At 39.1% G+C, this 13,817-nt stretch carries 17 protein-coding genes; 3 read left to right on the top strand and 14 right to left on the bottom strand.

Translation table 11 applies throughout. The annotated features are described in order from the left end of the window. Positions 1-7 precede the first annotated feature (7 nt). From BUA88_RS10520 to BUA88_RS10580, 13 genes are all read right to left on the bottom strand, one after another. Positions 8-802: a Cof-type HAD-IIB family hydrolase gene (locus tag BUA88_RS10520; RefSeq protein ID WP_072917492.1), complete on the bottom strand. Its 795-nt coding sequence runs from the start codon at positions 800-802 to the stop codon at positions 8-10. Positions 803-892: 90 nt separating this feature from the next. Then, complete coding sequence (locus tag BUA88_RS10525) at positions 893-1,537, bottom strand: class I SAM-dependent methyltransferase (protein WP_072917499.1); 645 nt, start codon at positions 1,535-1,537, stop codon at positions 893-895. A 78-nt stretch (positions 1,538-1,615) separates the two neighbouring features. Beyond that, on the bottom strand, positions 1,616-2,383 hold the full coding sequence (locus tag BUA88_RS10530; RefSeq protein WP_072917505.1) for an alpha/beta fold hydrolase: 768 nt from the start codon (positions 2,381-2,383) through the stop codon (positions 1,616-1,618). A 13-nt stretch (positions 2,384-2,396) separates the two neighbouring features. Then, positions 2,397-3,017: a class I SAM-dependent methyltransferase gene (locus BUA88_RS10535; RefSeq protein ID WP_072917509.1), complete on the bottom strand. Its 621-nt coding sequence runs from the start codon at positions 3,015-3,017 to the stop codon at positions 2,397-2,399. 12 nt (positions 3,018-3,029) lie between these two features. Further along, positions 3,030-3,821, bottom strand: a complete 792-nt coding sequence (locus BUA88_RS10540) for a class I SAM-dependent methyltransferase (protein ID WP_072917514.1) — start codon at positions 3,819-3,821, stop codon at positions 3,030-3,032. Positions 3,822-3,936: 115 nt separating this feature from the next. Then, positions 3,937-4,308 carry a metal-dependent transcriptional regulator gene (locus BUA88_RS10545; protein ID WP_028247749.1) on the bottom strand — a complete coding sequence of 124 codons (372 nt, stop codon included), beginning with the start codon at positions 4,306-4,308 and terminating at the stop codon, positions 3,937-3,939. A gap of 28 nt (positions 4,309-4,336) precedes the next feature. Beyond that, positions 4,337-4,516, bottom strand: a complete 180-nt coding sequence (locus BUA88_RS10550; protein ID WP_028247748.1) for a FeoB-associated Cys-rich membrane protein — start codon at positions 4,514-4,516, stop codon at positions 4,337-4,339. A gap of 23 nt (positions 4,517-4,539) precedes the next feature. Next, entirely contained in the window at positions 4,540-6,933 is a 2,394-nt protein-coding gene (gene feoB, locus BUA88_RS10555) for a ferrous iron transporter B (protein WP_072917519.1), read from the bottom strand. Positions 6,934-6,935: 2 nt separating this feature from the next. Continuing rightward, the gene (locus tag BUA88_RS10560; RefSeq protein WP_072917523.1) at positions 6,936-7,163 is read right to left on the bottom strand and encodes a FeoA family protein; all 228 of its coding nucleotides are present in this window, start codon (positions 7,161-7,163) and stop codon (positions 6,936-6,938) included. A gap of 18 nt (positions 7,164-7,181) precedes the next feature. After that, on the bottom strand, positions 7,182-7,394 hold the full coding sequence (locus BUA88_RS10565; protein WP_028247745.1) for a FeoA family protein: 213 nt from the start codon (positions 7,392-7,394) through the stop codon (positions 7,182-7,184). 156 nt (positions 7,395-7,550) lie between these two features. Continuing rightward, entirely contained in the window at positions 7,551-9,290 is a 1,740-nt protein-coding gene (locus BUA88_RS10570; protein ID WP_028247743.1) for an ABC transporter ATP-binding protein, read from the bottom strand. After that, positions 9,287-11,068 (bottom strand): ABC transporter ATP-binding protein, encoded by a 1,782-nt coding sequence (locus BUA88_RS10575; RefSeq protein ID WP_072917527.1) that lies wholly within the window; start codon positions 11,066-11,068, stop codon positions 9,287-9,289. The genes BUA88_RS10570 and BUA88_RS10575 overlap by 4 nt, the downstream gene beginning before the upstream one ends. 210 nt (positions 11,069-11,278) lie before the next feature. Then, entirely contained in the window at positions 11,279-11,620 is a 342-nt protein-coding gene (locus BUA88_RS10580; RefSeq protein WP_072917530.1) for a winged helix-turn-helix transcriptional regulator, read from the bottom strand. A 122-nt stretch (positions 11,621-11,742) separates the two neighbouring features. Between BUA88_RS10580 and BUA88_RS10585 the strand changes: the two genes are divergently transcribed. From BUA88_RS10585 to BUA88_RS10595, 3 genes are read left to right on the top strand one after another with little or no spacing between them, the layout of a single operon-like run. Continuing rightward, positions 11,743-11,955, top strand: coding sequence for a 4Fe-4S binding protein (locus BUA88_RS10585; RefSeq protein WP_072917533.1), 213 nt, complete (start codon positions 11,743-11,745; stop codon positions 11,953-11,955). Continuing rightward, positions 11,948-12,538, top strand: a complete 591-nt coding sequence (locus tag BUA88_RS10590; protein WP_330390274.1) for a 4Fe-4S binding protein — start codon at positions 11,948-11,950, stop codon at positions 12,536-12,538. Before BUA88_RS10585 ends, BUA88_RS10590 begins: the two co-directional genes overlap by 8 nt. A gap of 10 nt (positions 12,539-12,548) precedes the next feature. After that, positions 12,549-12,929, top strand: coding sequence for a C-GCAxxG-C-C family protein (locus BUA88_RS10595; RefSeq protein WP_072917536.1), 381 nt, complete (start codon positions 12,549-12,551; stop codon positions 12,927-12,929). Here the strand turns inward: BUA88_RS10595 and BUA88_RS10600 are convergent. Then, positions 12,926-13,786, bottom strand: coding sequence for an AAA family ATPase (locus BUA88_RS10600; RefSeq protein ID WP_072917539.1), 861 nt, complete (start codon positions 13,784-13,786; stop codon positions 12,926-12,928). The genes BUA88_RS10595 and BUA88_RS10600 overlap by 4 nt on opposite strands. Between the last annotated feature and the right edge of the window lie 31 nt (positions 13,787-13,817).

The following is a 13,817-nucleotide window of genomic DNA, read 5'->3' on the forward strand; positions in this document are numbered from 1 at the left end:
ACGATAACTATTCCGAAAAATTAGCAGCTAATACCTGGTATACTCCCTTTTCTTTCCATGAAGGACAAATGTGATTTGCAGCATCCTTAACCACGTCAGGTGCTGTCTCAACAGCATAGCTTTCTGTAGCGCACTTAAGCATACCAATATCATTATTGTTGTCACCAAATACCATAGTTTCATCTGGTGAAATACCATAAAACTTCTGGATAAACTTAAGAGCATTTCCCTTATCCACAGACTTGTCCATAAAATCTACCCAGTCTTCACCAGCCATAGTGACCTTCAGGCGATCCTTCCACTCTGGAATAAGAATCTCATCACCGATTGATCTGATAGATGGTCTTTTGAAAATAGAAGCTTTGATAATATTTGAACCTTCTGTCAAAACGTCATCTACCTGCTTGTAGTCACACTTATACTGTGTCTCGATAAAATTAATGAACTCTGGATTTTCTGATTCGATATAAGTAATTCCTGGTCCCTCGCAAATCATCTCACAGTCTTCAAAAGTTCTAAGCTCTTTTATAAGCTCATCAAGATATTCTGGATTCATATTTACGACATTTAAATCCTTGCCGCGGCACTTTACGTGAGCACCATTATCAGCAATGAAAATCAAATCATCCTTAACATCCTTGAACAATTTTTCAATGCTGGAATACTGTCTGCCACTGGCAATACAGACAATAATATCTCGTCTTCTGAGCTCCTTTACCATCTCGATAATCTCTGGATAAATATCAGGAGAAGCGTCTTTTACTAATGTTCCATCTACATCTGTTGCAATAAGTTTAATCATTCAAATACCTTCTTTTTTCTCATTTCTTGAACTACATCATATACTAACATAAAAATGGCGTGGCTACATCAAGTAACCACGCCTTTTATGTTATCTTGGCTTTCTTGCCACAAGGTACATTCTGAATTTCTTTGCAGCTTCAAGCTTTTCAATATTCACCCCAGCATTTTTGCAAAACTCCTTGATTTCATCCAATGAGTACGCTTTCACATCTCCATGTCCGATAAAGTTTGCAAGTGGCATTTCTGTATGATTCATGAACCAGAGCACAATACTTGGAGCAGTGTAATCCTGTAAAATAAGTCTTCCGTTTGGTCTTAATACACGCTTTACACTATCAAAAAACTTCTGAGGTTTTGGATAATGATGAAAACTGTTAGAACAAATTATTACATCAAAAGAATTATCCTCAAAAGGTAGATTTTCACAATCTCCTACGACCCAATCTACACCCCTAAGATTCTTCGCCTTAGCCACCTCTATCATCTTAGGGGTGATATCTAAACCTGTGTAATGCTTTGTTGAATCCTTTTCATGTAATAAAGAAATCATAGGTCCAGTACCACATCCACAATCTAATAAATCCTGATAATCTTCTTGAGCTAATTCAGAAGCTATGTATGGATAATCATCCTTACACATTTCATAAATACCAGCCTGATTCGACTCATAAATATCTGCCGCCTTGGTAAACTCTTTAATTGTTAAGTCCTTATATTCTTCTGCCGTTCTCATAAAACCATCACCTCTTCTAGTAAATAAATTATGCCATCAATATTCTAATAGAAATGGCTTCTAAAATTCTGGCCGCCCTTAAACTGCCACATCCATAAATTCATCTATAGCTTTCAGCACAGGCTCAGAATATTCTTTTTCTCCGAAAAGCCACTGCTCATGTTGCATATCAAACTCTCTAATATCAGGGTCATGAAAATATTTCTTGTAGCGCTTTAAATACTTCTCCCCCATTTTATTGGCATATATAAAATGAGCCCGTGTATGTTCTACCTCAATATCATCTTCAAGATGAGTCAATAAGTCAGTATAGTACTCATTCTTAATTGACTCTGGATTGAACTTTGAAAAACAGCTCATGAACTTCTCAGCAGTCTCGTCATTCATCAGAAAAAAACTCTTCAATTTTTCTTTAGTCTTATTCCGCTTCTTTTCGCTCTTTGTAAAGCTGGTAAGTAGCGGAACTACAAGCATAGACTGAAGCTTTGCAGCTACTTTTCCACTTTGGTCAAGGTCTGGACTACCAAAAATGGCATTGTCTATATGCACATTTTTTCTCATAACAAGCTGTCCAACAAAACTTGAACCAAGAGAAGAACCTATAGCACCATCAAGTCTGCCATAGTGATTCTCCCTTATATAATTCTCAATTTTCTCTGTTACAGTTATCATGTCAGGAAATATATCATCACTTCCATCAAAACCATCATAGTTTACACATATAAGATGATATTTTTCAGCAAGCTCCGATATGACTGTTCCAAAATTTGTCTGCCAATCGCAGCATGTTCCAGGAAGTAGCATAAGCGTCTTTCCTGACATGTTTCCTATTTCTTCAAATTGCATTAATATGCTCCTCTCATTTCTCTGCAATCACAGTAATCCAAGGTTTGCTCTCATGATGGTCTGTTTTTATAGCTGAAAAACCAGCACCTTTTAGTGCTCCTTCAATTTCAGCAACAGTATGACATGTCATGCCATCTATGATTTTTTCAAACTTAAGGCTCGCCTCATCAGTACCATCAGATTCATTTACAATCATGAATGTTCCACCTGGCTTAAGCGCTTTATTAACTTCAGAAAAACACTTCTCCAAGCCTGGCCAAAAATAGATAGTCTCAAAAGCTGTGGCAAGATCATACTGCTCATTCATGTTTAGATTTGATACGTCTCCCTGCTTAACTGTGCAACGTCCTTTCTGAATCATATCGGTGTTGTAAGCAGTTGCTTTTTCCACAGATACATCAGAATAATCAATAGCAGTTAAATTAGATGAAGGATATTTTTGCATAAGTTCATAGGCATTTCTTCCGCCACCACATCCAACTTCCAAGATTGACTCTGGCTCAATTGTCTGCAAGTGTGACATTCCCCAATCAGCCATTTTAGCATGCCCACTGTTCATTCCATTTACCATCATCTGACCTAAAAATCCTTCAGGTTTTCTTGTCTGACTAACAAAATTTTTAAATAATCCCATTTTTATAACCTCCTATTTCCTACCCACCAACAATGTTGAGCCAGACAATCCCATCCATGTGGCTTCCCACTTGCTCATGAATTTTCCATTTGTAGTGTCTATAAGCTGTACTTTCTCATAGCCCATATCATTAAGCTGTTTTGCAAATAATTGCATATCTCCATATTTGGAGTTGGACATGATGTCATGGATTGCAAAGGTTCCACCTTTTTTCAATGTTCTAAGAGTCTCTAAAAGAATGGCCTGTCTGTCCTTACTAGGGATGTTGTGATAAACATAGTTGCTTGTGACAACGTCAAAGGTTTCATCATCGAATGGAAGCTTTGTAGCATCTCCCTGTCGGAAGCTTACATTACTTACACCTTCTGCCTGTGCGTTGTTCTCGCAAAGATTTCTGTTAAATGAAGCATATTCCTTCCCCCATCTGTCGATACCCATGAAAGATGCATTAGGATTCCTTTTTGCACAAGCAATGGTAAGTGCACCGCTACCACAACCTACATCAAGCCCTTTGCCACCATCAGGAATATTTACATACTCAGCAACCCCTTCGATAATCTGCTTTGACATCTGTCTCTTCCCTTTATAGGAAAATGCACGATGCATAAGAATCATCCAAACTGTCATAAATAGTAACATCACCCACAAAACAAGTAGTACTACAGATACTACACTTCTTATAGTTTGAACTGTAATCAATCCAAAATTATTAATTACGTAAAATACCACCCAGCAAATAATAGCTGCGCATGCAAATCCGTTAATCATTCCCTTAGGCATCCAATTTTTGTAATCTGCTTTCATTTCAAGTCCTCCCTTTTTCGTTAATTCAGTTCTAGTTAGTCATCACTAACTCTACATTTAAAAAAAAGCTATTCAAGACCGGTATATCTCAAATAGCTTATTTTCATTTATAAATTTACAACTCAGGATGAGCGATTATGAACTGCTTAATCCCTGCGTAGGTATCGTCACTGATATAGTGCTCGATTTTGCAGGCATCTTCTTTAGCAGTCTCCTCGTCCACTCCTGCAACATCCTGAAGGAATCCGGTAAGAGTCACATACTTATCAATAATCACTTCTGCGATTTTCTGCCCCTTGATAGTGAACTCAATCTCTCCGTCTTCCTTCATGACGATGATATTGTCTTTACGAAGGTTCGACATGGCTCTGGAAACACTGGCTCTAGAAAGGCCTAGTTCTTTAGCCAGATCAACAGAATGAAGATGGGCTTTATCTTGCTTAAGTATATATATGTTTTTGATATAATCCTCTGATGCCTTGTTCATTTTGTCCCTCAATCACATTTATCTACTGTTATTTAGATGATGTGGAATTACAAGATGAGCATCCACTGCATCCTGAACATCCACAGCCGCAGGAAGATCCACCCTGCTTCTTTGTCTTAATCATTGAACGAATAATGCCAGCAACGATTAAGATAAGCACTGCTAAAACAACTATTGTTCCAATATTTTCTGTAATCCATGAAATCATATCTATTACCTTCTTAATTATATCTAAGCAATCTCAAGCTTTGATGCCTCTTTGTACTTCTTGAAGAAAAGCATGTAGATAATACCTGCTAATAATACAATTGATACGATAAGACCAATAATATTTACATTACCTGTTAATGCATTTCCAAACTGTGTAATCATTAATGCTACTACATAAGCGAATCCACACTGGTATGCGATTGCAAACCATGTCCATGTTGCATTGTTCATCTCTCGCTTAATAGCACCGATTGCAGCAAAACATGGTGCACAAAGGAGATTGAATACGAGGAATGAGAATCCTGTAATACCTGTAAATGCCTGTGAAAGTGCCTGCCAAGCAGTCAACTCTCCACCGCCATAAAGGATACCCATAGTACCTACGATGTTCTCCTTAGCTACAAGACCTGTGATTGATGCAACAGCTGCCTGCCAGTTACCCCATCCAAGTGGAATGAAGATCCAAGCGATAGCATTACCAATCTTAGCAAGGATAGAGAACTCAAGCTCATCCTCTGCAAGCATTCTGAATCCGTCCTCTGTGAATCCGAAGTAGCTTGTAAACCAAACAACGATTGTTGAAAGTAAAATGATTGTACCAGCCTTTTTGATAAATGACCAGCCACGCTCCCACATTGAACGAAGTACGTTACCAAGTGTTGGCATATGATATGCAGGAAGCTCCATAACGAATGGTGCTGGATCGCCTGCGAACATCTTTGTCTTCTTAAGCATTACGCCTGAGATAACGATTGCTGCCATACCAATAAAGTATGCTGATGTTGAAACCCATGCTGAGCCACCAAAGATAGCTCCGGCAATCATTGCAATGAATGGAACCTTGGCACCACATGGAATGAATGTAGTTGTCATGATTGTCATTCTTCTGTCACGCTCGTTTTCGATTGTACGGCTGGCCATAACACCAGGAACGCCACAACCTACACCAACAAGCATAGGGATAAATGACTTACCTGAAAGACCAAACTTTCTAAATACTCTATCGAGAACGAAAGCGATTCTTGCCATGTAACCACATGCCTCAAGGAATGCAAGCATAAGGAAGAGTACAAGCATCTGTGGAACGAAACCAAGAACTGCACCTACACCAGCTACAATACCATCAAGGATAAGTCCCTTAAGCCAATCAGCAGTACCTGCTGCATCAAGTGCTGACTCAACAAGAGCAGGAATACCTGGTACCCATGTACCGTACTCTGATGGATCTGGCTCATCGCCGATTTCTTCAAGAGTCTTTACAGCAGCTTCATAATCAGAAATACTTGCTGTCTCTTCTGAAATTTCAAGTGTCTCCTCATCCTCTACTTCGTATGTGAACTCATCAACAGGAGCACTTCCATTTTCCTCTACAAAAACGTCATATCCATCAACGATAGCTGAAGCATCAGCATATCTTTCAGAGATATCACCATATCCGCCATCCATACCAAAGAGATGGAAACCATCACCAAAGATACAATCGTTTGTAAAATCAGTAGCAGGTGCACCTACGCCTACCATAGCAACCCAGTATACAATGAACATAACTGCAGCGAAGATTGGAAGACCAAGCCATCTGTTAGTTACTACCTTATCGATCTTGTCTGATACTGAAAGAGAGCCTTCGTTCTTTTTCTTGTAGCAAGACTTGATTACCTGAGCGATGTAAACATAACGCTCATTTGTGATAATACTCTCTGAATCATCATCCATTTCTGTTTCAGCAGCCTTGATATCTTTTTCAATATGCTCAAGCTTGTCAGCTGGGATATTTAACTGCTCAAGAACCTTGTCGTCACGCTCGAATACCTTGATAGCATACCATCTCTGCTGCTCGTCCGGAAGATTGTGAACAACTGCTTCCTCGATATGAGCGATTGCATGCTCAACTGGACCTGAGAATGTATGAAGAGGAACTGTCTTACCATTCTTAGCAGCCTTGATAGCTTCCTCTGCAGCCTCTGCTGTCTTGTCGCCCTTAAGTGCTGAAATATCAACAACCTTGCAGCCTAACTGACGAGATAATTCATCAATGTGGATTTGATCTCCATTTTTCTTGACAATATCCATCATATTTACGGCTACCACTACTGGAATACCAAGCTCTGTAAGCTGTGTTGTAAGATAAAGATTTCTCTCAAGATTTGTACCATCGATGATATTTAAGATAGCATCTGGACGCTCGTTGATAAGATAATTTCTGGCAACAACTTCTTCCAAAGTGTAAGGTGAAAGCGAGTAGATACCAGGAAGATCAGTGATAACTACGTCATCATGTTCCTTAAGCTTACCTTCCTTTTTCTCAACTGTAACACCAGGCCAGTTACCAACGAACTGATTTGAACCTGTAAGTGCATTGAACAAAGTGGTCTTACCACTATTTGGATTACCTGCAAGTGCAATTGTTATGCTCATAATTAATTCTCCTCCACTTCTATCATTTCCGCATCAGCCTTGCGAAGTGATAATTCATAATTTCTTACTGTAACCTCGATTGGGTCACCAAGTGGTGCTACCTTGCGTACGAATACTGAAGTATTCTTAGTAATACCCATGTCCATTAGTCTACGCTTAACAGCGCCTTCACCATGTAGCTTTACAACAGTAGCTGTCTCTCCGATTTTTACATCTCTCAATGTTTTCAATGATTATTCCTCCTCTTACTAGATCATAATTTTTCTAGCCAGTTCATCGCTGACTGCCACTCTGCTCTCTTTAACCTTAACGATTAGGTTCTCGCCAAGTGTACTCACTACGCTAACCTCTCCACCTACGTTAAAGCCTAGGTGTTCCAAATGTTTTTTCACCTCAGGGCTACCACCGATTTTTTTAATTATCTGAGGTTCCCCTGGTTCTGCATAAATCAATGGCATCATACATTTCCTCGCTTTTATTTATCTAATTTCGATTAGCAAGCACTAACCGTATACCCTAAAATATGGTTAGCAGCTGCTAACAGCCACTAACCATTACTAAGTATAGTTAGCACATGCTAACTTGTCAAGTGTAATTTCACAATTATTTAAAGTTTTTTATGCCAATTTCCACCCATCAGTTACCATCTGCTTATTAAGCATATGAGCATACACTCCCTTGGTTCCGTGAAGCTGTTCTGGTGAACCCTGCTCTGCTACGATACCATCTTTCAGAACAACAATCTTGTCTGCACCATCTACTGTACGCATACGATGGGCAATAACAAGAACTGTCTTGTTCTGAATCAAAGCTGAAAGCGCTTCCTGAATAAGCGATTCATTATCAACATCAAGGGAAGCTGTTGCCTCATCCATGAGAATGATTGGTGCATCCTTAAGGAATGCTCTGGCAATGGAAATACGCTGACGCTCACCACCTGATAACTCTGAACCATTCTCACCAATCAATGTGTTATAGCCATCAGGTAACTTCTCCACGAACTCATCACAGTGGGCAAGCTTTGCTGCTGCCATAACCTGCTCATCTGTTGCATCCTTGTTACCAATTCTGATGTTCTCCAAAACTGAGTTATTGAAAAGAGTTACATCCTGGAAAACGATAGAATACATTGATAAAAGTGTTTCTGGATCAATCTTTGATACATCCATTCCGCCAACAGTAATCTTTCCGCTGTCGATGTCCCAGAATCTTGCAGCAAGTCTTGACACTGTAGTCTTGCCACCACCTGATGGTCCAATAAGTGCTGTTACTTCACCCTGTTTTGCTACAAAGCTTACATCACGAAGAACAGCCTCGCCCTCCTCGTAGGAGAACTTAACGTTCTTAAACTCAATATCATATCCGTCATTTGATAACTGCGAAATACCTGTCTGTTCCGGATGGGAAAGGATTTCATCCATTCTTTCACACTGAGTGTCTGTTGCGATAAGTGCTGCAAAATTCTGTAATGAAATCTGAAGTGGTTCATACATTCTTGACACTACAAGAAGGTACATGAAAAACGTAATTACGTTAATCTCTCCCTTTATAAGAAGTGATGATCCAACAACCGCAACAGTTCCTATTCCAAATTTTAGAATCATCTGCGCATTACATACGAATGCTGCATTAGCAAACTCGGATACAATGTTGTGAGTCTCCACAGCCTTAATCTTTTTTGTGAGTCCAACCATGTATGCTTCCTGTGCATTGTATGCTCTTAAATCTCTGACAGTCTCCAAAGCTTCCTGAATTCCATCAAGGCATGCAACTTTATATCTGCTTCCTTTTCTGTTAAGCTTGTGCATCATTGTTCTGGAATAGAAAACTATGAAGAATGAAATTGGTACTACCCACACTGCTGCAAGAGCCATTCTCCAGTCAAAGAAGAATAAGCTGATTACGATAATGACAGTAGATATCATGGCGCCAACCAATTCTGGAAGCCAGTGAGATGAAGCCGTCTCAATAATTGCACAATCCATCATGATTGTGTTAGTCAGGTCTGCTAAATCCTTTTTCCCAAAGAAGGAAAGTGGAATTCTTCTAAGCTTTTCAGCAAGGCTTCGTCTTCTAACGCCACTTTCTATATATGTAGAATAGAATGTTGCACCGTACTGGTAATACTGAGATATAAATACTGCTGCAAGGCAAATCAGAATTCCTACAATGTAAAACACAGGTCTTTCAGCAGGAGATTTTCCACTTAACAAATCAGATGAAAATGAAAACAAAACTCCTACTGGTAGCATCTGGGCAAGATTTCCAATTGTACAAGCCACAAATGCTGTTACCATATCCTTTGCACCTTTTTCAGAAAGGGCATATTTGTGTTGTAACTTTTCTTCTAATCTCATGCTCCCTTACCTACCTTCCAATTGATTGACTTGTTATACTCTGACCACATATGGTTGTAAATTCCAGCTTCTTTTATAAGACTTTCATGTGTACCGCTTTCTACAATTTTTCCACCAGAGAGAACGCAAATTTTATCTGCATCCACAACAGTTGAAAGTCTGTGAGCAATCATAATCACCGTCTTGTCCTTAGAAAGATTTGCAAAAGCCTGCTGCACCTTTGCCTCATTATCTGGATCCGCAAATGCGGTAGCCTCATCTAAAATAAGAATTGGTGCGTTCTTTAAAAATGCTCTTGCAATGGAAAGTCGTTGTGCTTCTCCTCCGGAAACATACACACCTTCTGTTCCAATCATTGTGTTAACTCCCTCTGGGAATTTTTCAATGATATCCATACACTGGGCATCCTTTAGTGCCTGCACAACCTGCTCATTAGTAGCATTAGGATTCCCCATTCTGACATTTTCCAAAATAGACATTTTCAAAAGCTTACTATCTTGGAAAACGTAGGATACATTTTGCATCAAGTCTGCTGTAGCAATATCCTTTACATCCACGCCGCCGATTTTGATAGAACCGCTTTTCACATCCCAGAATCTTGCAATAAGTGAAGCAAGTGTTGTCTTTCCACCACCAGATGGTCCTACGAATGCGATATGCTCACCAGGATTAATTGAAAGACTAATTCCGTCAATGGCATTTCCCTTTTTATCATCATAGGAGAAATTAACATTATCAAGAACTATGCCTGCATCCTTAGGTGTCTTTGGATTGCTAGCCTCAGGAAGAGGTTCTACATTAAGAATAGAATCCATTCTGTTTAAGGCATCCATTACAATCATCTCGCTCTCACCTGAGTAAGCCACCTTCATAAGTGTGACTGTAAGGATTGGTGTGATGATAATATAGAAAAGGATGTTAAATATAAACGTATTTGCGATACCCTCTCCACCAAAGATAAAGGCACAGGCAACAAGTGCTGCAAAAACTGCATTTGCCAAGGTTACAAAAGCAGTCATAGGAATTCTTACCGCTGTGGTATAACCAACTGTCCATGCCTCATATTTATCAATTGCTTCTTTGAAACGCTTGAAAGAAAATACTGTCTGTCCAAAGGTCTTAACAACAGGAATACCTCTTACATACTCTACTGCCTCTGATGTCATGTCTCCTAAAGCATCCTGATATTCTGCCATAGCCTTTTTCATCTTATCGCCCATCATAAAGCCCATAGATAAAAAGGCTAAAAGTGCAGGAATAAGACAAATTAATCCAATTCTCCAATCGAAATAAACAAGCATAAAGATTAGACCAACTGGAGTGACATAGCTTACTGCTTTATCTGGAAGTGAGTGAGCCAAAAATGTTTCTGTAGCAGCACTTGAATCTGCCACAATCTTTCTAATCTTTCCACTTCCCTCCGACTCAATGTATCCCATAGGAAGCTTCATGATATGTTCCATCATTGCAACTCTCATATTTACCTGAACTCTAAAGGCAGCGATATGAGAGCACATCAAAGCCGCTATGTATACCAACATTGAAAGGAGGGACATTCCAACTGCGGTCCAGCCATATGCCTTGATGTGCACTGCCTGTGAAAAATCAGGCCTCACCTCAATTACCTCTCTGATAATTGCCCATATGTAGTAGAATGGCGCTAACGCTAAAAGTGCTGATATAGCTGCCAATATCCATGAGGCAATGGTAAGATACTTGTGGTTCTTCGCATATACGAATAATTGTTTTATTACCCCTTTACTGTCTTGCTGTTTCATTGTTTTTCTCCTTATATTAGATATATCTATCCAGCGTTAGTCGTCACTAACCTTTTCATGTAGAATCTACCCCATAACTTTCAATTTGTCAATATGAATTATGTTATAAAACGATTTTAGATAATCCCTTGGCCCTGAATGTTATTTGCAATAACTTCTCTAATTTTCACAAAAAAACCGCGGTGTTCAACACCACGGCTAAAATTCCTTTTATAGATTGTCCTCTCCCCAACGTTTTAGTTCTAAAAGAATAGGGATTAATGATTTTGCTTTATCAGTAAGAGAATACTCTACCCTCACAGGCATTTCATCATACTGCACACGTGAAATCATACCATCCCCCTCCAGTTCCTTTAAAGACTGAGCCAGCATAGTATTTGTGATTCCAAAAACGGAACGCCTTAAATCTCCGTAGCGCACTACTTCATTATTATCGATGACACAAAGAATCATAATCTTCCATTTTCCACCAACAATATTTAATACCTTCTTTAGTCCACAGCTCTCACCTGCTATATCTTCACATAATGGTTCTTTCTTTTCTTTACTCATATTCTTTTACTCGTACTGGTAAGTTTTTTCTTACCAGGTTAATTTATTTTGCGTAGTTGATATATTTTCCTTACCACATATAATAAACGTAGTTCAAAAACAAAGCAAGTATAGGAGTCTATATGGTTAAGAAAAAAGCAAGTCCAGACAAGGACAGATGTGTAGCCTGTGGAGTATGTGCACTACAGTGTCCACGAAAGGCTATCAACATTTATAGGGGATGCTATGCAGTTGTGGAATTAGAAAAATGTGTAGGATGTGGAATTTGTTCTAAAGCATGTCCTGCCAATGCAATAACAATTAATGAAATTAAGCAGGAGGTGGCAAATGGCTAAGAATAAAATGAAACGTCATTGGTATGAGTACCTATGGATTTGGTCTATCGTTTATTTTGCCTTAGGATTTTTCAATATTCTCTTTGCGTGGCTTGGAATGATTGATTTCATTCTTCCTTTGATTTTTGCAATTGTAGGTGGAAATAAATGGTTCTGCAATCACATGTGTGGTCGAGGTCAGCTGTTCTGGGTTTTAGGACGAAATATGAAATGTTCCAGAGGTAAGGCTGCCCCTGCATGGCTATCATCTAAGTGGTTCAGATATGGATTTTTGATATTCTTCCTTACAATGTTTGGAACGATGGTATTCCAGACCTATCTTGTATTCTCTGGTGCTGGCACACTAAGAAAAGCCATCAAGCTGTTTTGGACTTTTAAGGTTCCTTGGCAGTGGGCTTACAATGGAAGCCTTTTTCCTGACTGGGTAGCTCAGTTTGGATTTGGATTCTACAGTCTTATGTTAACTTCAACGTTAATCGGATTGATTGTTATGGTATTATATAAAGAACGTACCTGGTGTACATTTTGTCCTATGGGTACAATGACACAGGGAATCTGTAAATTAAAAAATAATGATAAATAGGAGTCTAAAAATGGAAAGAAAAGAATTAGCAGTAGAACTTAAGCACAACGGATACAACTGCTGCCAGGCGGTGCTTTGTTCATTTAAGGATGAGCTTTCATGCTCTGAGGGAGATTTAAAGAAAATGGGAGCCTCCTTTGGTGTTGGCATGGGCTGCATGGAAGCTACCTGCGGTGCACTTTGTGGAGCGCAGATGGTTCTTGGCATGAAGAAATATGAAGGTATGCCTATCCTTAGGGACGCTGCAGCTGTAGCAAAGGCTTTTGAAAACAAATGCGGTGCTACAATCTGCAAGGACCTTAAGGGTGTTGAAACCGGCGTGGTAAAATGCGAGTGCGATGACTGCGTTAGAAATGCAGTGGAAGTATTAGAGGCACATCTTTCCAACTAGTTTTCAAACTCTTCTCTTCTATCCATAAAGAATCTGTAATAGGCCTGCACATTTTTAAGCTTGTGCCAATCATTAGGGCCTGCAGGTTCTTTATCCAAATCATAAACAAGAGCATTTTTTAATGACAAGATAAATGGAGAATGTGTTGCAATAATAAACTGGCATCTAAATGCACGGACGGACTGCTCTAGGAAATTTACCAGTTCCAACTGCATCTCTGGCGATAGGCTGTTTTCTGGCTCGTCTAAGAGATAGATGCCATTTTCCTTTATCTTGCTGGTGAAATATTTAAAGGCTGATTCCCCGTTAGAATACTCACGAACATTATCTAATAGGGTTTCTCTTATATACTTGGACTGAGTCTTTGATTTGGCGGCATTACGCTTTCTAAGCTCTTCGATATCATCTATTGATTTCAACTGATAAGAGCTATACTTGTAATCCAGGTATTCCTCCAATCGCTCTTCCCTTTTTGTATCAATCCCTTCATTTAATCTTCTTATATCAAGCATATAATCAAAAATATCATCCGAGGTAATAATAAGCTTTTCTTCCATCTGTGCATTGATATAATCCAGATCACAATAGCCCAGGTAATCCTCATAGAAATTAGAGCGATTATAAGGAGCCATTCTCTCGGCACCAATCTTTTCGGCAATTATATTAAGCATTGTGCTCTTGCCTGAGCCATTGCCACCATAGAGGATAGTGACATCTTTAAACTCTATTTCATCAATCCCCTTCTGTGGCAAAATCATAAAAGGATAAAAGCTGTCATAGCAAGTTCTTTGAATATCATTTAAATACAAGTCCTCAGCTATGCCTGATGCAAAATAAAAATTCTTTAAGTAAACCAATTTAACTATTTCTCCCGAATGCGCTTATTCT

The sequence above is a fragment of the Pseudobutyrivibrio xylanivorans DSM 14809 genome, assembly GCF_900141825.1.
In the GTDB taxonomy this organism is placed as follows: Bacteria; Bacillota; Clostridia; order Lachnospirales; family Lachnospiraceae; genus Pseudobutyrivibrio; species Pseudobutyrivibrio xylanivorans.